Source organism: Streptomyces sp. NPDC031365 (assembly GCF_055569765.1).
The window spans coordinates 38,486-59,361 of sequence record NZ_JBVIIM010000003.1 but is presented as its reverse complement, the minus strand read 5'-3'; the positions used below and the strand labels follow the sequence as shown (position 1 = coordinate 59,361).

Sequence of the window (20,876 nt, the reverse complement as noted above, 5' to 3'; positions counted from 1 at the left end):
AAGGAGCCCCGTGGCTGACATCGGCTATGCCAAACTGCCCGTCCCCGGCGGCGGCGACGCACCCACCACCCCCGGCGACCTCGCCGCTCTCGCCCAGGCCATCGACCCGCACCTGGTGCAGCATGTGGCGGACAAAGCCGAACGCGACGCCACCTACGCCAACGCACCCCTGCACACCGTCGTCGGTGCCGCCGACGGCACCTTCTGGAAGAAGACGTCCTCGAGCTCCAACACGTGGGTCACCCTGTGGGAGCCGCTGCCCGCATGGCGGCCCATCGCACTCGCCTCCGGCATCGGAGTGTCGGGTGACACCCCGCCGAGCATCCGCCTCATCGGCGAATGCGTATACCTGATCGGCACCCTCGACAAGACCGACGGCACCAACTTCACCGGCGACGGACTGGTCATCGCCACTGTGCCCAGCGACTGCATTCCCAGCCGACGCCGCCGCTACATCGGCGTCGCGTCGGTGGCCGGCGACACCACTGACGCCGCCGTCCGGATCGAGATCAGCGGCACCACCGACGCGACACCGGGACAGGTCATCGTCTGGTATCAGGCGCCCGGCGGTTCGCCCTGGTTCGACCTGTCCGGCAGCTACTGGAAGGACGGCCCCGCCTAATGGCCCTGTACACATTCGGCGGTAACCCGTCCTCGGTACTGACCACCATGACCGGCGACGTCGTACCCGACTACCCAGTCACAGTCCGCGTCGCCGGAACCGGCGCCCTGGTGACCGCCCTGTTCGAGGAGGACGGCGCCACACCGATCGCGCAACTGCGCAGCAACCCCACCTCCAGCGACACCCCCGGCGCCATCCGCGTCTTCAAGGCGCAGGACGTGCCCGCCATCGAGTACGAGTACAACGGCCCCAACGGAGTGGTGCGCTGGTACGAGGCCGCCCGCGAGCTGGCTTCCCAGGCGAGTGAGCTCGCCCAGGACGCACTTCCCCGCAGCGGCGGCACCATGACCGGCACCCTCCAGCATGAGGCGACGGCCGCGTCCGCTGTCGACGAGGCCAGCAGCGTCACCGGAGACCTCCACGACCGGTACCGCAGGACCGCCGACGGCACGATGTCGTGGGGGCCCGGCACCGCCCCACGCGATGTCTCCCTGGCCCGCACCGACGCGAACACCCTGACCCTGACCGGGAACCTCGTCGTGACCGGGCAGGGCGGATCCTCGATCCGTGCCTACACACCGCAGGACCACGGGGCGAAGGGCGACGGCACCACCAACGACGCCCCCGCAATCCAGCTGGCACTGAACGCGGCACGCACCGCGGGTGGCGGCTGGGTGATCGTCCCCCCGGGCGTCTATCGGCTTGCCACACTGCCTCTGCGGATCTACAAGAACACGCGGCTGACGCTCCTGCCCGGTGCCGTATTCGTGCGCGCGGTCGCAGGAACGATGCTGCTCAACGGCGACGCCGCTCAGGAGTTCGGCGGCTACACCGGCCACGGCAACATCCTCATCGAGGGCGGCCGGTGGGAGATGCAGGCCACTGCCAGCGGGCTGACCGCATCGGCCATGTGCATCAGCCTCGGCCACGCCCGCGACATCATCGTGCGGAACGTCGACGTGCGGGACGTGCCCGGCTATCACGCCATCGAGGGCAACGCGGTGAAGAACCTCCTGATCGAGGGCTGCTCATTCCGCGGGTTCGTCGACCCGGGCGGCCGCTCGACGAGCGAGGCCATCCAGTTCGACCTCGCCGCCGGCAGCGGGTATTTCGGCGGCTTCGGGCCGTATGACTTCATCCCGGTGGAGGACGTCGTCGTCCGCGACTGCTACATCGGCGCCTCGGGCACGACGGGCACCACTGCCTGGCCGCGCGGCGTCGGCTCCCACAGCTCGATCATCGGCCGCTGGCACAAGCGCATCAAGGTGACCGGCTGCACCTTCGAAGGGCTGCTGCGCGAGGGCGTGCGCACCTACGCCTGGGAAGACACCGTCGTGTCGGGCTGCACCTTCATAGCGTGCGCGACCGGCGTGCAGTCGAGGACGGTCGACACGGCACGGACCGCCGACACGGTCGACACGGGCGGCGTGCAGACCAGCGCATCACAGGCACAGTCCGGGCTCGTCATCACCGGCAACACCTTCCGTGACATCACCGGCGCGAACGAGGAAGGCGCGATCTACGTCCAGGGTGAGGCGACCGGGAAGTGCCGCAACACCACGATCAGCGGAAACGTGATCGAGGGCGTAAGCAACGGCAAGAGCGGCATCCGGCTCGAGCACGCCCAGCGCGCCTCCGTCACCGGCAATGCGATCGAGGGCGTGACCGGCACAGCGGTCTCACAGTCCACCGTCGAAGACACGGTCATCACCGGCAACGAGATCAACGACATCACCCTGTCCGGGATCTCCGCGAACACCGGCACGAACGTGCTGATCGCCGACAACCTGCTGCGCACTCTCGGAGTGAACGGCATCCACATCGTCGGCGGCATCAACACGAAGATCAATGACAACTTCATCCGCGGCGCCGGCCGCGATAGCAGCGGCTACGGCATCCGGGTCACCACGTCCTCGGTGAAGACGACGATCACCGGCAACACGTACCTCAAGCACGGCTCGGGCAACGAGGCCATCAACGCCCTGTCCATCACGGCCGGGAACACCCTCGTGCGCAGGTGGGGCAACGACTGGATCGGGCAGGGCAACCCCACCGACGTGGTCGACTCCTCCACCCCGAACCTCAGCCCCTACGACACGGGCGCATAGCCCGCACCAATCCAGTCCCGCCCCCGCCATGCCGGGGGCTTCCGCATGAAAGGGGGAGCCGTGGCCCTGAAGCTCGTCTCCCGATCCCGGTGGGGGGCCCGCGCCTACCGCACCCCCAACGGCGCCACGCTGTACAGCGGCAGCCGCCGCGGGGTGAAGCTCCACTACCTCGGCACCCCGTACAGCGACCGCACCCACGACAAGTGCGACGACTACGTCCGCCAGCTGCAAGCCCAGCACATGGACGGTAACGGCTGGTCGGACATCGGCTACAGCTTCGCCGTCTGCACCCACGGCTACGTGTACGAGGGACGTGGCCTGCGCCGCCGCAACAGCGCGAACGGCAACACCACGCTGAACAACCAGGACTACGCGGTGCTGCTGATGGTCGGCTCCTCCGGACTGACCCGGCCGACCGACGCGCAGCTGCACGGCGCCCGCGACGCCATCGAGTACTGCCGCAAGGAGGGCCCGGCCGGCACGTGGCTCGGCGGGCACCGCGACGGCTACGCCACTGCCTGCCCTGGCGACGCCGTTTACGCGTGGGTCAAGGGCGGGGCCTCGCGCCCCACCAGCATCGAGGAGGAAGACATGGCCATCAGCGACGCCGACGCACGGAAGGTCGCCCGCATGGTGTGGGAGCTGGATGGCTTCTTCGCCGTGCCGTGGGGGACGAAGGAGAACCCGGAGTGGGCCCCCGAGAGCGTCCTCCGTCACGCCACCGAGGTCGCCCGGGAAAGCCGCGGCCGCATCAAGGAGTTGCAGGCCACCGTCGGTGCCCTGTCCGGCGTCGTCTCCCAGCTCGCTGAGGGCGGCGGGCTGGACGCGGCCGAGATCCAGGCTGCCGCCGAAGCCGGGGCGCGCGCCGCACTCGAGCGGCTCGGCGAAACCCTCACCGAAACGGACGCCGCGTGACCGTCATCGACTACGACCTCGAATTCCTCGAGGATGGCCGCACCATCGAGCCGATCTCCATCGGCATGGTGTGCGACGACGGCCGCGAGTACTACGCGGTGAACCGCGACATGCCTGTGCGGAAGATCCGCAAGCACAAGTGGCTGATGGAGAACGTCGTCCCGGGGCTGCCCAAGGGACACGGCGACCAGCGCATCCACATGCCGAAGCGTTGGCTCTTCCACTACGCCGACCACAGGGTGAAGCACCGGACGACCATCGCTGCTGAGGTTGCCGAGTTCATTCGCGCGGCCGGGCCGGACGTCCAACTCTGGGCGAACTACGGCGCCTACGACCACGTCTGCCTTGCCCAGCTCTGGGGCCGCATGATCGACCTTCCCGAGGGCGTCCCCATGTTCACCCACGACATCCAGCAGGAGCGATCCCGTCTCGGCTTCGCCTGGGACGAACTTCCGCAGCAGGCGTCCGGAGAGCACCACGCTCTCGCAGATGCCCGCCACAACCAGACCGTGCGGCGCTGGCTCGCCGAACAGGAAGCGAGAACCTCATGAAGATCTTCGGTCGCGAGCCGGTGACGATCCTTGCGTTCATCGCGGTCGCCCTCAAGCTCAGCTCCGCCTACGGCCTGGACATGTCCGCCGAACTGCAGGCCGCCGTTATGGTGTTCCTCTCCTGCATCGTCGCCGTCGCCGAGGCATTCATCCTCAAGACCGGCGCCGCGTTCGCCGCGCTCGTCAACGTGGGCCACGCTGCCATCGCCCTCTACCTGGCGTTCGGTCTGAACATGAGCGCCGAGCAGCAGGCCAACTGGATGCTCGCCATTGAGGGTCTCGTCGCTCTGTTCATCGTCCGTCCCCAGGTGACGGCTCCGATCGCGGCCATGCGCCTCGAACAGTCGAGCGTCGTCAAGGCGGCCTAGATGCCGTGCCGTGCGGCCCGGCGGCTGTACAAGGCGTTGGGCCGCCGCGGCGCCTTCCTCGCGATCCTCGGCACCGGCAAAACCTGCTGGGGCGTCAGCTTCCTCGTCGACCCGCCCAATGACCAAGGGCTCCAGCTCCTCACCAACATCTGCTCGCTACGGCACTGGTCCTGGCTGTGGATCGTGTGCGGCATCGTCACCTTCGGCTCCGCGTTCCTGCGGATCGGCCGCGACCGGCTAGGGTTCCTCGCCGCGTTCATACCCCCCACCGTGTGGGCCACCGCCTACACCGTCGCCGTCGTATCCGGCGACTACTCCCGCGGCGGTTTCGTCGCAGTCTGGTACCTGACGAGTCACGTCGGGGTGATTCTGTGGGCGAGCGCGGTGCCCGAATACTCGGTCCCCCCACCCGCGCGCGTCCGGAGAGGCAAGGCCGCATGAACGTGGGCGAGTGGGCGGCAATCATCGGGGCCGCCGGCAGTGTCCTCGGAGGGGGCGGGCTGTTCGTCGCCCGCGCCACCGTCCGGGCGGCACAGGCCACAGCGCGCGCGGATGAAGCGGTCGCGACCATACAGGCGGCACCGCAGGCCCGCGCGCACGAGCTCGCTGTCCTCCAGGCGACGGTGCACCGGGTCGACGAGGAGAACGGCAACCTGCGCGGACGCATGTCCCGCTTGGAGCAGGTAGTCAGGGCGTTCGCGTGGACGACGGACCGGTGGGCCCGTCAGATGCACCGTGCGGGGATCGAGCCGGAACCCGCCCATCCTCTGGTGGATGAGTACAACCGAACTGGAGTGTGACCCATGCCGGAAGCACGCGAGCGCCGGCCGCGCCGCGACGACACGGCCGCCGACATCGGCACCCTCGTCCGCCTCGGCCGCGAAGACCCCCCGCCCGTGCCCCGGCCCGCGATACGGCCGTTCCTCGAGCCGGACTGGCCACCCGAGGACGAACCCGCCTGAACGACAGCGCCCCACTCTCCCGCTACGGCGGGGGAGTGGGGCGCTTCGTCGTGTCCTGAGAGGTGAGCACCTGGCGAGTCTTTGCCAAGCCGTTACCCGGCGCTCGGAGGCCGCTAGATACCTGCACGCGCACGCGTCCCTATAGGGGTAACTAGGCATATCTTGAGGGGTATTGCGAGCAATCCGAGCGTCAGGGCAGCATCAGGGATGCCGCCCGCTACTCACGCCATGGAGCTGCCGTGACCGCCACCTACCAGGACTTGCCCGTCTACAGCACCGGCAGCACACCCGCCGGCCTCATGACCCGCGCCCAACTCCAAGGCGCCGGGCGACGGCTCCGCCCCGGGCAAAAGAACCAGCCGCAGGCGTGGCTGTACTGCATGCCCCGCCACCACCACGCCCCGCTCTACACGCTCGAGCAGACCAGCCCGCAGCCTCAGTCCAGCCCGGCCCAACTCGCCGCGCTCGCCGCCGGACGCGCGGTCTGGTGGAAGCAGCACGCCTGCCCCCACTGCGACAGCATCCACAAGGGCTGGTGCGACCAGGAGATGGCTGCAATGTTCCGCGCGGACCACGACGCCGCGTCGAAGTGGGCACGGCAGGTACTCGACGACCCCGCCACGGTCGTGCTCGACACGGAGACCACCGGCCTCCACGACGGGTCGCGCATCGTCGACATTGCCGTCCTCCGCGTCGACGGCACGGTGCTCCTCGACAGCCTCGTCAACCCGCAGGTGTCGATGCCGGCCGAAGCGACCCGCATCCACGGCATCACCGACGTCGCAGTGTCAACGGCCCCCACATTCAGCGACCTGCTCGTGTCTCTCTCCACGGCACTACACGGCCGGAAGGCCATCATCTACAACCGGGACTTCGACAAACGCCGCCTCGCCATAGAACTCCACCACCACTACAGCGCCCGCTACGTGAACCTGGAGAAGCCGCGCAACGGGCGCCGACGCATCCACCCCGCCGCACGAGCCTGGCTCGCCGCCCAGACGTGGGAGGACTGCGCGATGGTCGCCTACGCCGAGTGGTGCGGTGACTGGACGTGGGACTACGAAGCGCGCGACGACGAGCCGCTGTACCGGCAAGGCGACTACCGGTGGCAGAAGCTCCCCGGCGCCGGCCACCGCGCAGCCGACGACTGCCGAGCCGTCATCGAGGTGCTCAAGGAGATGGCGGGTAGCGCGTAACGTGCCCGGAAGCGTGCCCGGTTGTCCGGACCGACTCTCGATAACATGCCGTATCGCGGGCCCCGCTCCCCCTCGGAAGCGGGGCCTACGTCATGCCTCGGTCAGTGGGATGTGCAGAAGCAGAAGCAGCCCTCGCAGAAGTAGCAGCTCGGAGCCCCGTAGCAGCGGCGGCATCGATCCGTCTGCAAGCAGTTCACTGGCTCGGTGTGCCTCTTGACCTCCCCGTCGTTCGTCTCGTTGTAGTCCTGTCGGCAGGAGGTGCATGTCGTCATGGGCGGGAGTGTGGCAGGTGCCGGGGCTGTGTCCACAAACGACCGACTGTCGACGAGGCGACCCTGAACTCCGTTTTCCCAGCGCGAGAGTGACGGATACTCGTGTCCTCAACTATGTCGCGCAAAGGGTTCGAAATTGCTACGCTAGGTCCATGAGAATCGGATACGGCCGCGTCTCCACACGCGACCAGAACCCAGACGCGCAGGAGGACGCACTCACCGCCGCCAAGTGCGACCGCATCTTCGTCGACAAGGCCTCCGGGAAGCTCGCCTCCCGTCCCGAACTCGACAAGGCCCTCATCGCCGCCCGCGAAGGCGACGAGTTCGTCATCACCAAGCTCGACCGGCTCGGCCGCTCCCTGAAGAACCTCATCGAGCTGTCCGACCGGCTGCGCGAGCAGAAGGTCAACCTCGTCGTCATCGACCAGGGCATCGACACCAGCACCCCGGCCGGCCGCATGTTCTTCCAGATCCTCGGCGCCATCGCAGAGTTCGAGCACGCGATGATCGTGGAACGCACGCGCGACGGTCTCGAAGCTGCGCGGGCCCGCGGGCGCAAGGGCGGACGCAAGCAGGCCCTCAAGCCGCGGCAGGTCCAACTCGCGCAGGAGATGTACGACGAGCTCGGCGACGACGGCAAGCGCAAGCACACCGTGCAGGACATCGCCGACGAGCTTGGCGTCGCCCGCACCACCATCTACCGGTACCTGGAAAGGGAGAAGTGACTATGGGGCGTGAAGTACGACGAGTGCCGCTCGACTTCGACTGGCCGCTCAACAAGATCTGGGAGGGGTTCCTGAGCCCCGACAAGTTCGACGAGACACCCTGCCCCGACTGCAAGAACGGCTACTCGCCGCAGGCCCAGAACCTGTACGACCTCTGGTACGGCAAGCTGCCGTTCGACCCGACCAGCACCGGGTCGACACCGTGGAGGCACGACAGCCCGGCAGTTCGCGCCTTCGCCGAGCGCAACCAGTCCAACGCCCCCGACTTCTACGGCACGGGCGAGGCAGCGACCGTCCGTGAGGCGCAACGGCTGGCCGACCTGTTCAACGGCAGTTGGTCGCACCACCTCTCGCAGGACGACGTCGACGCACTCGTTGCCGGCGGACGGCTCTACGACTTCACCCACGTCGTTGTCCCCGGCAAGGGCTGGCAGCCCAAGAACCCTCCCGTCACGCCGACGGCCGCCGAGGTCAACGAGTGGTCACTGCGCGGCATGGGGCACGACGGCATCAACGCTCACGTGGTGATCGAAGCCCGATGCGAGCGCGAAGGCGTCGAGACCCGGTGCCCGACCTGCAAGGGCCACGGGAGCATCGAGAAGTACGAGGGGCAGCGCGCCGAAGCCGAGGCGTGGGAACCGACCGACCCGCCGAACGGCTACGGCTGGCAGCTGTGGGAGACCGTGTCCGAAGGCTCTCCGGTCAGCCCTGTGTTTGCCACGGCTGACGAACTGGCCGGGTGGATGTCCGATCCGTCGCGCGGCGATCGTTGGGTGCCGGGCGACGTGGCCCGCAAGTTCATCGACGACGGGTGGGCCCCGACCGGGGTCATCACGCCGGGGCGCGGCTACTCGTCCGGTGTCGAGGCTGTCGGATGGAGCGACGACGAAGACTGAGCCGACAGCAGTACGGCTCCCCGCCCAGGGAAAGTGGGCGGGGAGCCGCTGCGTCAGCATAAAGGTGCGGCCACCGTGCACCCCGAAGGGCCCCACCGAAGTGGTTGCGAACACGGTGGCCGCCCGGACACGGTACGCGGAAGCCGTCCGTCCTGTCAGCCTCCGTGCCACACTGGCCGCGGGCCCGTCTCGCACCCCCGTCGAGGCGGGCCGTCTGGCATCCTGGGTGCGGGGCCGTTCGCTGCTCTGGCGCAGCGGCTGGTGGGGAGCCCTACGCGGCGTAAGTCCTATCCCGAGGCGTTGAGACTCCGAACGGCCCCACCTGTCGCGCCGTCCGCGGTGCCCAGTGGCGACAGCCTGGCGTGGTCGCCGAACCCCGAGCGCCCGTTCCCCCAGAGCGGGCGCTCGCGCTGTCAGTGCGCCCAGTCGTCGGGCCCGCCGCCCCGCCACTCGATCAGCGTGCTGCGGACGACGTCCATCTCGTCGAAGTTCTGCAGCCCGGCCTCCTGCATGAACGCGGCGACGTCCTGCACCGAGTAGGCGCGGCCGGCGATCTGCCCGTCGATACGGACACGCCGACCCCCCTCCTCGTCGGGCGGGTACACAACGACGGGGCGATCAGCAGCCATGACGCCATGGTGGAGGGCCCGGCGGGCGGACGCGCGGCAGGAGGGGCCATGCTGGGGACGTGCACCCCGACCGCTACCACGTCACCCTCACCCTCGACGGCCGGCCGACGCTGCACGGCTGGTGGGGGAGCGAGGCCGTGGCCCGCACGCAGTTCGCGAGTCTTGTCGGCCAGTACGGGCAGCCCGGCGCACGCGTCACCCTCGCTGATGAGGAGACCGGCGAGACGTTGACGGAGTGGCCCGAGGAGCCGTGATCGTCTGGCAGGGTGTGCGCATGAGCGTCCGCCCGTACCCGTCCCGCGACCGCGCCCTGCGGCAGATCCTCCGCCGCCGCGTCCCGCAGCCCGCCCACGCGCCGCAGCCCGGCACCTACGTCCTGTCGACGCGACGCCCCGACACTGTCAGCGAGCCGTCGTAGGCTGGTTCGACTATCAGCCCATGCTGGCGCAGTGCTGACACCGCCCCCGCCCGTACAGCACCGGAACGGGGGCGGACTGCTGTCAGGCCGCGGTCGTCACCTCGGCGCGCACGGCCGCCGCATACTCCCGCAGCAACTCCTCGTACTCGACCCGCTCCACATCCGACAGCCGCCGCCGCGTCCGCTCCAACAGGGCGCGGATCTCCGCATTCACGACGGCAGACGGCCGCGCAGGACCCTGCGACAGGGAGACGGGAGACATGCCCGAATCGTATCCGCGCCCTCTGACAGGCGCCTACGACTTCGGCGGCTGCGGCAGCTCGGTGACGAACGTGCCGATGCCCGGCTGCATCTCCGCCAGGCCGGCCGCCCGCAGCTCCTTCAGGACGCGCTTCGCGGTCACCTGACTGATGCCGAACTCGTCGCACACCGCCATCGCCGAGGGGAGCCTGCTCGCGGGCGGGTAGGTGCCGTCGAGGACGCGCTCCGACATCACGGCATACACCTGCCGCCACCTCGGAATCTCCGGCTCCCACCTCATGATCCCGGACGCTAGGCGGACCCACCCGAACACGCGAGATCAGACGGCCCATACGACCTATACCGCCTATCCCGCAGCGGTACCCTGCAATTGCAGGACCCCCGCGACCGCCGTCAACGGCCCGGGGGCATGGCCGACGAACTGGAGCCGTCAGCGTGGACGAGCCTAAGGACCCCGCACCCGTACCCGGAAGACGGCCTCCCGTCGCCGCCGGCATCCGCCTCAGCCCTGTACAGGAAGCGTGGGGTGCCTACGTCGAGCATTCGCTGCACCTGTGCCCCGCCTGTCGGCGCGTCGACGGCAGTCCTTGCGAGGCTGCTGAGCTCCTGTACGGGGCTTTCCAGGAGCTCGCCAATGCGGGCATGGACAGGATGCGGGAATCCTAAAGCCCAGGCCAAAGCCTCAACGGCCGGTCACAGAAACACACCGGGTGCGCACAATCCGCACAGATAGATGCGCCGGACACCCTTTCTTTGCTGATCAACTTGTTGTTGACTCGACTTCTATAAGTGCAGTCAGGAAGCGGCTCCGCTCGTGGAGCGAGCACCATCTAACCCCCCACCCCCGCAGCCCTGTGGTGGCATATGCCGCAGGGCTCTAGGTAGTGTCCGTGAATCGAACGCACGTTCACCTGAAAGGGTGAATCAAAGGTCAGAAGTGCATCCGGGTGCGCAACCGGGGCACCAGGGCGCTGCCACCCCTCACGCTTACAGCCGGTCGACTCAAGGAGCGCCCGATGGAGAGACTGCAGATCCTCGCCCGCTATGACTGGGCAGACGGCGTCTGCTTCCGGCATCCCAGCAGGGGGGAGGTGCCGACGGCGGCGGTCGCTCTGATCCTCCTTCCCGGCAACGGTGGCCACGAGGTGCGCGCCTGCGTCGACTGCAGCCTCGCGCTGGAGGACATGAAGCGCGAGTCGGGTAGTCGCTCGGCGGGCAACTGCCAGCCCGCCGAATAGCCCTCTCCGCGCAGCTCGGAGCCGTCACAGGAGGTCTGGCGTTGGGGAGAATCTGGGGAGCGGGACCGCGCGGGGAGTGTTCGGGGAGAGTCAAGAAGGCCACTCGCCACCACCCCGCACCATTCACGGCCACTAGAAACCACCAGATCAGAGGCCGGAAGCGTCTTCGCTCGATCTCGCCCCCAGGTGGCACCTCCCTGTCGTGGCAGAACACCGCCTACAACCAGCCCCCGCACACCGGCTTCTTCATAGGCGCCGACATGCCGACCCCGCCCAGGCCGGCGGTCTTCGCCCCCTGAGCTACGCGCAGCTCTCGGAGACCCGCACCACATCGAAGACCACCGGGTACTCGGTCATCTGCTGGTGAGGCCCCGGCCGGGAGTCGCAGATCTTCCACTCGGCAGGGTCGTCCACCGGACGGCCCTGCCCGCTCGCGTCCTCGAAGACCATGTCGAGCTCGGCACCCATCTGCTCGTGCGCACGCCCGGCGTTGCCACCGAGCACATCGGGCATGCTCGCCGTGACCGGTGTGGAGTCGGCCGGGGGAGCGGTGCCGACGGTGCTGGGCGCGGCGACCGCCGGGCCGTCGCCCGGCACGGGTTCCGTGCCGCAGGCGGTGGCCGTGGCCAGGAGGGCGGCGACGAGCACGGGTCTCAGCAGCTTGGTCATGGGCATGCCCTTCTTGGTGGGACGACAGTCTGGAACTGTACTTCCGGTCACCGTCCGAGCGGACGGCACCCCAGGGCCCGCTCGGCCGCGTCACCACCCCGGTCCGCCACCACCCGGTACAGCCGGGCTCCGGGGGCCCGCGTCACGGCCTCGTCGAGCCGCCCGTCCGTGAACAGCGCCCCCACTCCGTCCTCCACGGCCCATCCGCCGGGCAGCATGCCGCCCGCCACGGCCCTCCGGTACGAGTCCCTGCGGCCGGGTTCGCTGTCGTAGTGCGGACACACCGACCCGGGCAACAGTCCCAGCCCGTCCGTCAGATACGTCAACCGGCCGAACGAGTCGGTGTGCGACCCCTCGGCCCAGCAGTTGGCCCCGGCGCTGATCCCGCACAGCAGCGTCCCGCGCTCGTATGCCTCCCGCATCAGACGGTCCACGCCGTGCACGCGCCAGACGGCCAGCAGATTGGCGGTGTTGCCGCCCCCCACGTACACGACGTCCTGGGCCAGCAGGCAGTCCCGCAGCGCCTCGTCGTCGAACTCCCGCCGGAACAGGGGCAGCACGGACGGCTCACAAGCCCGTGCCCCGAACGCGTCGAGGAACTTCTCGACATACGCGGGGGCGTCCCCACTGGCCGTCGGCACGAAGCACACCTTGGGCCGGCGCCCACGGGCATGACCGAGCAGCCAGTCGTCCAGCAGCCCGTCTTCGTCGGTGGAAAAACCTCCGCCGAGGAGGGCCAGGCGCCGTGCGGGTACGCCGACGTCCCGGGTCATCGCCCGACCATTCCCGGATCGGAAGGAGGCCACGGGCATGTGGACGTACGGTTCGCCAGTGTGCGCAGCACTTCACGGGCGACGCTGGACCTGCCCGAACTCGACGTGTCGTTCGGCAGGATGATCCGTCCGGACACCCGGTGCTCCCTCGCTGTCGCCGGTGGAGTGGAGGGATCATTCTCCACCGGCGGATCCTCAGCGCACCACGCAGGGCCGGCCACCCAGCTCGAAGGAGGTGGGCACCGCGTTCGCCGTCGAGCGGGTCGCCGTGAAGCCGAACGCGGCCGACGCGCCCGCGGCCACCGCGCCGTTCCAGTCGGTATTGCGTACGGTCACCGCCGAACCCGACTGGGAATGGGACGCGTTCCAGAGCTGGGAGATCCTCTGACCGTCCGGGAAGGACCAGGTGAGGGACCAGCCGTTCCAGGGGGCCGGGCCCGTGTTGGTGAGCCGGACGTCGGCCTGGAAGCCATCGGACCACTGATTGGTGATCCCGTACGTCACCTCGCACGTGCCGGACGGGTCCGGGTCGGGACCGGGGGCCGTGTCGGACGTGTCGCCGTAGATCACGCCGCGGCCGTTGGTCGCCACGTACACACGGCCGAAGACCCGCGGGTCACCGGTGATCGCCGCGCCGGTCCAGCCCCACTGGTGGGCGTCGTCGTTGACGCGGGTCCAGGTCGTGCCCCGGTCCGTGGAGCGGAAGATGCCGCGCACGCCGTCGATCTCCGCGCTGGTGAACAGGGTCGGGTACGAGGCGCCCGGTGCCGCCTTGCCGAAGCCGACGGTGTCGGCCTCGTCGACACCCGGCAGCTTCGTGAACGTCGCTCCCGAGTCCGTGGAGTGCCACAGGCCGTACGGTCCGTCGTTCGCGCCGCCCGCCAGCCAGACATCGCCCTTCGCCCCCGGGAGCGCCTTGAAGCGCACGCTGTCGCCGCTCGGCAGTCCCGTCGCGGACGAGGCCTCGAAGGTCGCGCCGCCGTCCGTACTGATGTAGAACGTGCCGGACTTGAAGCCGTAGAAGGTGGACGGGTCCTCGCGGTCGGATTCGACGACCGCGCCCGCCGGGATGCCGCTCGACGCCGACCAGGACGTGCCGAACCCGGTCGCGTGGTGCACGCCGGCGCCCTGCGGACTCCACACGAAGCGGCTGCCGTCGGCCGCCGCCGCGACCGTGCCGCCGCCGCTCACGCCGGAAGGGTCCGTCCCGGCGAACCAGTTGGCGCCGTTGTCCGTGGAGAACGCGATGTGCGGGCCCGAGTCCAGGTTGCCGGACCGGACCACGATGTCCGGGTTCGACTCGGCGAAGTCCAGACTGGTCGTCGACGTGAAGTTCGGCTGGGTGAACATCATCGGCGGCACGGTGGTGAGGTCCGTGTGCCGGAAGCCACCGATGTCACCGAGGGCGCTGATCAGCGGCGCGCCCGACGGGGGAGAGACGAGGTCGTTGACGGCCGTCTCCTCCAGGCCCCGCACCATCGGCCTGATGGTGAACGACGTGTCGTCGTCCCAGTTCGTCAGGTTCTCCGTGCCGTAGATCGTCGCCCCCGTCCCGTACATCATCCGGTCCGGGTCGAACGGGTCGATCTCCAGCGCCTCCGTCATCCAGCCCAGCTTCGGCGTCCGTTCCGGCGGGGACGGGTTCGCGCCCCAGGTCAGCCAGGGTGAGGACGAGACGTCCATCGTGTAGCGGTTCTCGCGGTCCGGGTACGCCGTGTAGCTCCACGCCTGCGTCCATGTGCCGCCCCTGTCCGTCGAGCGGAAGATCTGGGTGTCCGGCCACCAGGAGCTGTACGCCGTCGCCATCACCGTGCCCGGGTTCTGCCGGTCCACGGTCAGACCGCTGAAGCCGTAGTAGGTGTCGGCCTCCGCCACCGGGCTGATGTCCGTCCAGACGCCGGTCGCCGTCGCGTACCGGTACAGACGGCCCTTGCCCCCGTCGTACGGGCCGCCCGTATCGCTGTACGCGAGGTAGAGGAAGCCGTTCTCCGCGTCCAGCACGCCCTTGTGTGCCAGGTAGCCGGTGGGCTGCCCGGCGATCCGCTGCCAGGTCGCGCCCGCGTCCGTCGACCGGTACACGGCGTTCTCCTTGTCGGCGACCCCGACGTAGACCGTCTTCGTCGCGCTGCCCGCACGGCCCGTCGACTCGTCGAAGGTGACCCAGACGATGCCCTGGTTGTCGGACGCGTACCCGGACGTGTCGCCCGGATCCTGCGCGTAGTTCCCGGGGTTGGGAAAGGCGGTCACCTCCGCCCAGGTGGCACCCGCGTCGGTCGACCGCCAGAGCCCGTGGCCGCTGGGCGCGCCCAGGTACAGCACGTCGTTGTCGTGGGGGTCGACGGCGAGGCGTTCGCCCATGCCCCGCCCCGGCATGTTGCCGCCCAGCTTGAACGGCAGATCCGCCTTCTGCCAGCTCGCGCCCCGGTCGGCGGAGCGCAGCACCGCGCCGTTGCCCGGGTCCCAGTCGTTGGTGTACGTGCCGACCGCCGCGTACACCCGGTCGGGGTCGACCGGATCGGACGCCAGGCTCACCACGCCCGTGTGCCCCCAGTGGTCCCAGCCGACCGAGTCGAGCAGCGGGGTCCAGGTCTTGCTCGACTGCTGCCAGCGGTAGGCGCCGCCGATGTCGGTGCGGGCGTATGCCAGGTCCTTCTCGGCGCGGTTGAAGACGATGCCGGGCACAAAGCCGCCGCCGTCGATGCGCGCGTTCTTCCAGGTGTAGGTGTCGGCGGCGAGGCGGGTGGCCGGCTCCGGGGCGCCGGCGGCCAGGGCGGGCGGGCCGCCCGCGAGCAGACCGGCCGCCAGCGCGAGCACGACGGTGAGGATACGGGTTCTTCGCACGGTGCGTTCCTTCCTCATGGGGGAGGGGAGGGGGAGGGAGCGTGCGAGGACCGGGCGGCCCTCCGTGCGCGAGAGGGCCGCCCGGCCGGTTGGTGGCCCCGGCGTCAGGTGCCGGGACCGGTACGCGAAGCGCCGGCGGGGGCTATTCGAGGAGCTCCGCGTACGAGCCCATGGCCAGGGCGATGTCGGCCTGGGCCCAGAACCGGTGGTACGTGAACGTGGGCGCGGCGCCGCCCTCGAGGTAACTCTCGATCTTCGACCAGGCCGGGTCGTCCTGGTAGAAGGACCGGATCGAGGCGAAGGTCGACGACGAGTCGATCGTGTCGCCGTTCGGCATGGTGCCGCTCCAGCCGCTGGGGACGTACACCGGGTCGTCGAAGCGGTTGTAGTCGGCGCGGGTCTCCGGGACGGCGATGCCGAGTGCGTCCTGGTTGTTCTCCCACATGCCGTCCAGCAGCGCCTTCGCCGTGGACGCCGCCTCGGTGTCACCGGAGCGGTCGGCGTAGTACGTCAGTGTCTTGGCGTAGGCCGCCGCCACACCGACGTCGTTGGTGTAGTCCGCGACCGTGACGTGCAGGTCGCCGTTGTCGCCCGGGGACGAGGAGTTCCAGGTGTCGGGCTGCCCCGACCACTGGAGCGTCGACGGCATCAGGAACGAGCCGTCCGGGTTGACCGTGGTCTCCGACAGCGCCCAGTCGACCCACTTGTCGAGGACGACCTTGGCGTCGGCGTCACCCGTCTGCTGGTAGTACTCGGCGACCCGCTCCATGGACCACGCCTGGAAGCCGAACCACTGGTTGGACGGCGGGTCGTGGTACACCGGCTTCTCGTCGTAGTGCATGCCGTAGAACGTCGGCGTCCCGGCCGGCGGTGCCGCGTACCGGCCGCCCCAGCTGTTGGTCGCGCCGCCCGCGATGGCACCCTCGTCGGACTGCAGCCAGCGGTAGAACTCCAGCTGCCGGTCGAGGGACTTGCCCCAGTCCGCGGCGCCCGTCGACGACTTCGGCTTCAGGTCCGGGTAGGAGCTGAGCGCGTACGCGGCGAGGGGGTTCTGGTAGCCGCCGTGCGCGTGGCTGGATCCGATGCGCCAGGCCCAGCCCGCCGAGGCGTCGGTGGCGCCGCCCCAGGCGTAGTACCAGGACATCAGGTAGTGCGAGGCGTCCTTGCCGGTGCCGGCCGGGCAGGAGGTGCTGGTGCAGTTGCCGACCTTCTTGAAGTACTTGTCATACATGGAGTAGCGCAGGTAGTCGCCCATCTTCGCCGCCTTGGCGACGGTGTCGGCGATCTCCCCGTCCTTGCCCTGCTCCCCGGCCCACAGGTCCGCCCAGTACGCGGCCTGCACGGCACGCGCGTCGGCGTCCGGGGCGTTGGTGAACTTCCACTGCTTGGCGTACGAGGCGTCCTTGGTGAACAGGTCCAGGTAGCCGTTGGGCCCGCCGTACTCGAAGGCGTCACAGGTCGGCTGCGGAACCGTCTCCCACACCGACTCCTGCGCGCCGCGCTGGAAGGTGTTGATGTACGACGGTCCGGTCGCGGTCGGGCCGGCCTCGCACTCGCCGGGCTCGTTGCCGTAGCCGTAGACGTTGTCGACGTCCTGCAGCCAGTGCATGCCGTAGACGTCGTCCGTGCCGTACGCGCTCTTCAGCTCGGCGGCGATCGGGTCGGAGCCGACGGAGACATTGGAGTCGAGCTGTGACGGGTACTCGTTCGGCGTGTCGTGCTCGGGCGCGTAGGTCGCCGGCTTCGAGGGGTCGTAGAAGGAGCTGGTCGCCTGGTCGGCGTGGGTGGGGATCATGTATTGCTCCATGATGTCCCAGGCCTCGTTGAACCTCGACCAGTCACCGGTCACCTTGCCGTACATCGCCTGGAGCCACAGCAGGTAGCTGTACGCCTCCGAAGTCGTCTCGTGACCGTGGTCCGGCGCCTCGACGATCAGCGTCTCGACCGAGTGGTACGGGATGCCCTCGGGAGAGAAGTAGCCGTTGGCCGGGTCGGTGATCTTCCCGTACAGCTCCAGGAAGCGCGCGTCGTACGTCTTCGCCGCGCCCAGCTGGGTCACCGTGACCGCCGCCTTGGCGTGGCCGGGTGCCGAGGACTCGAAGACGGCCGAGCCGCTGCCGGAGTCGTCGGCGGCGATCGTCACGCTCTGCGCGGTGTTCCAGTTGGAGGGCGTGAAGGTGAGCGAGTCGCCGGCGGACACCGACAGGCCCGAGTTGCCGCTCGCCCGCGACGTCGTGACGGTCACGTTCGCGCTCGGCTGCTTGGACAGCTTCACCTCGAAGGAGTCCGACTCACCTTGCTGGATGCCCAGTTGGGACGGGGTGGCGACCACGGCCGGGCCCGAGGCGACCGTGATGCCCACCGGGGTCGAGCTCGCGGAGGCACCCATGCTGTCGTACGCCTTCGCCACCAACGAATGACTGCCCACGCTCAAGCCGGCGACCGACAGGGTGAAGGGAGCGCTGGTGTCGGTGCCCAGCAGCTCGGTGTCGTCGTAGAACTCCACCTCGGTGATCGTCGCCTCGTCGGCCGCCGCGGCGGTGGCCGCGAGCGGGACCGTCTCGCCCTGCGTGTAGACGGCGCCGGCCTCCGGGCTGGTCAGCACGGTGATCGGCGGCTGATGGGCGCCGGCGCAGGTGGTGCCGTTGACCGCGAAGGACGTGGGAGCGGTGTTGCTGCCGCTGTAGGTGAACTGGCCGCCGGTCGTGACGGCGGCGCCGGCGGCGATCCGGGCGTTGTACCCGGCGTCCTTCACGGTCACGGTCGCACCGGACTGCGACCAGGTGCCGTTCCAGCCGTTCACCAGCTTCTGGTTGCCCGAGTAGTCGTACGTCAGGGTCCAGCCGTCGATGGCGTCCGTACCGCGGTTGGTGACGGTGAGCTCCGCGGTGAATCCGGAGCCCCAGTCGTTCGCCCTGTAGTCGACGCTGCACTGCACAGCGGCCGCCTGAGCGGGAGTCGAGCCGGTCGAGAGCATCGTCAGCGGCAGCGCCAGAGCCGCCGCGGCGGCCGTCAGCAGCCGCCGTAAGCCGTTGCGTCTTCTGGGTGGGGGATGCATGGTGCTGGTTCCTCCTGCGACTCGGTGAAGTCAAGCCTTGAACCAGTGGGAGCGCTCCCATAGTGAGGACGGGGTGGTGAACGGTCAAGCCTTGTGGAGAATCGAAAAGATTCGACGATCCGAGTGGGGTGAAAGTCAGTAGTTCCTCTGTTCTTCGCCGTCACTTGGCGCTAACTTCAAGAGCACCAGTGGGAGCGGTTCCATCAGTCGACGCGTTCGTCACGACGCGTCCGAGCTGCAAGGAGTCGCTCATGCGCCACCCCCCGCGTTCAGTACTTTTAGCCACCCCCGTGCCTGTGTGGAGCACCTGACGCGGGGCCGCTCGTTCCCGTGGGATCCACCCGCCGTCCGTGCTGCCCGAAACTCCCGGCCGGCATCGGCAGGCCTGTCCCGACCAGGTCTGAACGGCACTCCCACCCCGTAAGGCACCAGGCCGCGCGATCGTCTGCGCGCGCCCAGAAGGACAGCCCCCTACGGATAGGAAACCCGCACCATGAGTCGCACCAGAACCGCGCTCCTCGCCGCCACGGCGCTGGTCGCAGGCGCCGCCGGAACGGCGATGGCCGCCGTCCCCGGCGATGTCGGCGCGGCCGCCGTCCCCTGCACCGTGGACTACCAGGTGCAGAACCAGTGGGACACCGGCTTCACCGCCTCCGTGACGGTCACCAACAACGGCGCCGCCAAGTCGTCGTGGGCGGTGAACTGGTCCTACGCCGGCAACCAGAGGGTCACCAGCGGCTGGAACGCCAAGGTCACCCAGTCCGGCGCGAACGTCACCGCCGCCAACGAGTCCTACAACGGCACGCTCGCCACCGGCAGTTCGGCCACCTTCGGCTTCCAGGGCACCTACAGCGGCAGCAACGCGGTCCCCGCCACCTTCACCCTGGACGGTGTGACCTGCAACGTCGACTCCGGTGGCCCGACCGATCCGCCGGACCCGACCGATCCGCCGGCCGAGGGCGAGCGGGTCGACAACCCCTACGACGGCGCCCAGGTGTACGTGAACCCCGAGTGGTCCGCGAACGCCGCCGCCGAGCCGGGGGGCGACCGCATCGCCGACGAGCCCACCGGTGTCTGGATGGATCGCATCGCGGCCATCAACGGCGCCAACGGCAAAATGAGCCTGCGTGAGCACCTCGACGAGGCGCTGACCCAGAAGGGTTCCGGCGAACTGGTCTTCCAGGTCGTCATCTACAACCTGCCCGGCCGTGACTGTGCCGCCCTCGCCTCCAACGGCGAGCTCGGCCCGACGGAGATCGACCGCTACAAGACCGAGTACATCGACCCGATCGCGGAGATCCTCTCCGACCCGAAGTACGCCGACCTGCGGATCGTCACCACGGTCGAGATCGACTCCCTGCCCAACCTGGTCACCAACGTCAGTCCGCGGGCCACCGCCACGGAGAACTGCGACGTCATGAAGGCCAACGGCAACTACGTGAAGGGCGTCGGCTACGCCCTGAACAAGCTCGGCGACGCCCCCAACGTCTACAACTACGTGGATGCCGGCCACCACGGCTGGCTGGGCTGGGACGACAACTTCGGCCCCTCGGCGGAGCTGTTCCGGCAGGCCGCGAACGCCGAGGGCGCGACCGTCGCGGATGTGCACGGCTTCATCGCCAACACGGCCAACTACAGCGCCCTGAAGGAGGAGAACTTCTCCATCAACGACAACGTGGCCGGCAAGTCGGTGCGCGAGTCGACCTGGGTCAGCTGGAACCGCTACGTCGACGAGCTGTCGTACGCCCAGGCGCTGCGCGAGGAACTGGTCTCCCTCGGCTTCGACTCCGGTATCGGCATGCTGATCGACACCTCCCGCAACGGCTGGGGCGGTACGGACCGGCCCACCGGTCCCGGCGCCACCACCAGCGTGGACACCTACGTCGACGGTGGCCGCTACGACCGTCGCTTCAACACCGGCAACTGGTGCAACCAGTCGGGTGCGGGACTCGGCGAGCGGCCCCAGGCCTCCCCGGAGGCGGGGATCGACGCCTACGTGTGGATGAAGCCCCCGGGCGAGTCCGACGGGTCGAGCGAGGCCATCGACAACGACGAGGGCAAGGGCTTCGACCGGATGTGCGACCCGACATACGAAGGCAACCCGCGCAACAACGACAACATGTCGGGGGCGCTGCCCAACGCCCCCATCTCCGGGCACTGGTTCTCCGCCCAGTTCCAGGAGCTCATGAAGAACGCCTACCCGCCGCTGTCGTGACGGGCTGAGCACCGGTCCGGGGGGGGGGGGGGGGGGGGGGGGGGGGGCGCGGGGGGGGGGGGGGGGCCCCCCCCCCCCCCCCCCCCGTTCTGCTTCAAGCCCTTCCAGGACAGCAAGGTTGGGGGGGAGGGGAGGGAAACGGGGTGGTGGGTCTGAGGG

The 20,876-nt window shown here is 69.2% G+C and carries 22 protein-coding genes and 1 pseudogene; 16 read left to right on the top strand and 7 right to left on the bottom strand.

Going from position 1 to position 20,876, the window contains the following annotated elements:
* Positions 1 to 10 precede the first annotated feature (10 nt).
* From ACZ5C2_RS05390 to ACZ5C2_RS05340, 11 genes are all read left to right on the top strand, one after another.
* Positions 11 to 622: a hypothetical protein gene (locus ACZ5C2_RS05390; RefSeq protein WP_468786818.1), complete on the top strand. Its 612-nt coding sequence runs from the start codon at positions 11 to 13 to the stop codon at positions 620 to 622.
* Positions 622 to 2,730: a right-handed parallel beta-helix repeat-containing protein gene (locus ACZ5C2_RS05385; protein WP_468786816.1), complete on the top strand. Its 2,109-nt coding sequence runs from the start codon at positions 622 to 624 to the stop codon at positions 2,728 to 2,730. The genes ACZ5C2_RS05390 and ACZ5C2_RS05385 overlap by 1 nt, the downstream gene beginning before the upstream one ends.
* Positions 2,731 to 2,790: 60 nt before the next feature.
* Complete coding sequence (locus ACZ5C2_RS05380; RefSeq protein WP_468786814.1) at positions 2,791 to 3,645, top strand: peptidoglycan recognition protein family protein; 855 nt, start codon at positions 2,791 to 2,793, stop codon at positions 3,643 to 3,645.
* On the top strand, positions 3,642 to 4,196 hold the full coding sequence (locus ACZ5C2_RS05375; protein WP_468786812.1) for a 3'-5' exoribonuclease domain-containing protein: 555 nt from the start codon (positions 3,642 to 3,644) through the stop codon (positions 4,194 to 4,196). Before ACZ5C2_RS05380 ends, ACZ5C2_RS05375 begins: the two co-directional genes overlap by 4 nt.
* Positions 4,193 to 4,564 carry a hypothetical protein gene (locus ACZ5C2_RS05370; RefSeq protein WP_468786810.1) on the top strand — a complete coding sequence of 124 codons (372 nt, stop codon included), beginning with the start codon at positions 4,193 to 4,195 and terminating at the stop codon, positions 4,562 to 4,564. Before ACZ5C2_RS05375 ends, ACZ5C2_RS05370 begins: the two co-directional genes overlap by 4 nt.
* Positions 4,565 to 5,005, top strand: a complete 441-nt coding sequence (locus tag ACZ5C2_RS05365; protein WP_468786808.1) for a hypothetical protein — start codon at positions 4,565 to 4,567, stop codon at positions 5,003 to 5,005. It begins immediately after the preceding gene.
* Positions 5,002 to 5,364, top strand: a complete 363-nt coding sequence (locus tag ACZ5C2_RS05360) for a hypothetical protein (RefSeq protein WP_468786806.1) — start codon at positions 5,002 to 5,004, stop codon at positions 5,362 to 5,364. Before ACZ5C2_RS05365 ends, ACZ5C2_RS05360 begins: the two co-directional genes overlap by 4 nt.
* Positions 5,365 to 5,367: 3 nt before the next feature.
* A complete protein-coding gene (locus ACZ5C2_RS05355; protein WP_468786804.1) occupies positions 5,368 to 5,526 on the top strand; it encodes a hypothetical protein in 159 nt (52 codons plus the stop codon).
* A 239-nt stretch (positions 5,527 to 5,765) separates the two neighbouring features.
* Entirely contained in the window at positions 5,766 to 6,722 is a 957-nt protein-coding gene (locus ACZ5C2_RS05350) for a 3'-5' exonuclease (protein ID WP_468786802.1), read from the top strand.
* Positions 6,723 to 7,146: 424 nt separating this feature from the next.
* Positions 7,147 to 7,719: a recombinase family protein gene (locus ACZ5C2_RS05345; protein WP_468786800.1), complete on the top strand. Its 573-nt coding sequence runs from the start codon at positions 7,147 to 7,149 to the stop codon at positions 7,717 to 7,719.
* A 2-nt stretch (positions 7,720 to 7,721) separates the two neighbouring features.
* Positions 7,722 to 8,615 carry a hypothetical protein gene (locus ACZ5C2_RS05340; protein ID WP_468786798.1) on the top strand — a complete coding sequence of 298 codons (894 nt, stop codon included), beginning with the start codon at positions 7,722 to 7,724 and terminating at the stop codon, positions 8,613 to 8,615.
* A gap of 413 nt (positions 8,616 to 9,028) precedes the next feature.
* Here the strand turns inward: ACZ5C2_RS05340 and ACZ5C2_RS05335 are convergent, their stop codons facing one another.
* On the bottom strand, positions 9,029 to 9,244 hold the full coding sequence (locus ACZ5C2_RS05335) for a hypothetical protein (protein WP_468786796.1): 216 nt from the start codon (positions 9,242 to 9,244) through the stop codon (positions 9,029 to 9,031).
* Positions 9,245 to 9,303: 59 nt separating this feature from the next.
* Here ACZ5C2_RS05335 and ACZ5C2_RS05330 point away from each other — a divergent pair, with 59 nt between their 5' ends.
* The gene (locus ACZ5C2_RS05330) at positions 9,304 to 9,498 is read left to right on the top strand and encodes a hypothetical protein (protein ID WP_468786794.1); all 195 of its coding nucleotides are present in this window, start codon (positions 9,304 to 9,306) and stop codon (positions 9,496 to 9,498) included.
* A gap of 20 nt (positions 9,499 to 9,518) precedes the next feature.
* Positions 9,519 to 9,662 carry a hypothetical protein gene (locus ACZ5C2_RS05325; protein ID WP_468786792.1) on the top strand — a complete coding sequence of 48 codons (144 nt, stop codon included), beginning with the start codon at positions 9,519 to 9,521 and terminating at the stop codon, positions 9,660 to 9,662.
* Positions 9,663 to 9,744: 82 nt separating this feature from the next.
* Here ACZ5C2_RS05325 and ACZ5C2_RS05320 read toward each other — a convergent pair whose 3' ends face one another.
* A complete protein-coding gene (locus tag ACZ5C2_RS05320) occupies positions 9,745 to 9,924 on the bottom strand; it encodes a hypothetical protein (protein ID WP_468786790.1) in 180 nt (59 codons plus the stop codon).
* Between the two features lie 33 nt (positions 9,925 to 9,957).
* Complete coding sequence (locus ACZ5C2_RS05315) at positions 9,958 to 10,203, bottom strand: winged helix-turn-helix domain-containing protein (RefSeq protein WP_468786788.1); 246 nt, start codon at positions 10,201 to 10,203, stop codon at positions 9,958 to 9,960.
* A 736-nt stretch (positions 10,204 to 10,939) separates the two neighbouring features.
* Here ACZ5C2_RS05315 and ACZ5C2_RS05310 point away from each other — a divergent pair.
* Complete coding sequence (locus ACZ5C2_RS05310; RefSeq protein WP_468786786.1) at positions 10,940 to 11,161, top strand: hypothetical protein; 222 nt, start codon at positions 10,940 to 10,942, stop codon at positions 11,159 to 11,161.
* 191 nt (positions 11,162 to 11,352) lie between these two features.
* Positions 11,353 to 11,460, top strand: a pseudogene (locus ACZ5C2_RS05305) (rhamnogalacturonan lyase family protein); the annotation flags it as partial.
* A 1-nt stretch (position 11,461) separates the two neighbouring features.
* Here ACZ5C2_RS05305 and ACZ5C2_RS05300 read toward each other — a convergent pair.
* The 4 genes from ACZ5C2_RS05300 to ACZ5C2_RS05285 form a co-directional block, all read right to left on the bottom strand.
* Positions 11,462 to 11,830, bottom strand: a complete 369-nt coding sequence (locus ACZ5C2_RS05300) for a hypothetical protein (RefSeq protein ID WP_468786784.1) — start codon at positions 11,828 to 11,830, stop codon at positions 11,462 to 11,464.
* 47 nt (positions 11,831 to 11,877) lie between these two features.
* Positions 11,878 to 12,603 (bottom strand): Type 1 glutamine amidotransferase-like domain-containing protein, encoded by a 726-nt coding sequence (locus ACZ5C2_RS05295; RefSeq protein ID WP_468786782.1) that lies wholly within the window; start codon positions 12,601 to 12,603, stop codon positions 11,878 to 11,880.
* 195 nt (positions 12,604 to 12,798) lie between these two features.
* Positions 12,799 to 15,444 (bottom strand): cellulose binding domain-containing protein, encoded by a 2,646-nt coding sequence (locus ACZ5C2_RS05290; RefSeq protein ID WP_468786780.1) that lies wholly within the window; start codon positions 15,442 to 15,444, stop codon positions 12,799 to 12,801.
* A gap of 142 nt (positions 15,445 to 15,586) precedes the next feature.
* Positions 15,587 to 18,502, bottom strand: coding sequence for a glycoside hydrolase family 48 protein (locus ACZ5C2_RS05285; protein WP_468786778.1), 2,916 nt, complete (start codon positions 18,500 to 18,502; stop codon positions 15,587 to 15,589).
* A 493-nt stretch (positions 18,503 to 18,995) separates the two neighbouring features.
* Between ACZ5C2_RS05285 and ACZ5C2_RS05280 the strand changes: the two genes are divergently transcribed.
* Positions 18,996 to 20,717: a glycoside hydrolase family 6 protein gene (locus tag ACZ5C2_RS05280; RefSeq protein ID WP_468786776.1), complete on the top strand. Its 1,722-nt coding sequence runs from the start codon at positions 18,996 to 18,998 to the stop codon at positions 20,715 to 20,717.
* The last annotated feature ends 159 nt before the right edge of the window (positions 20,718 to 20,876 follow it).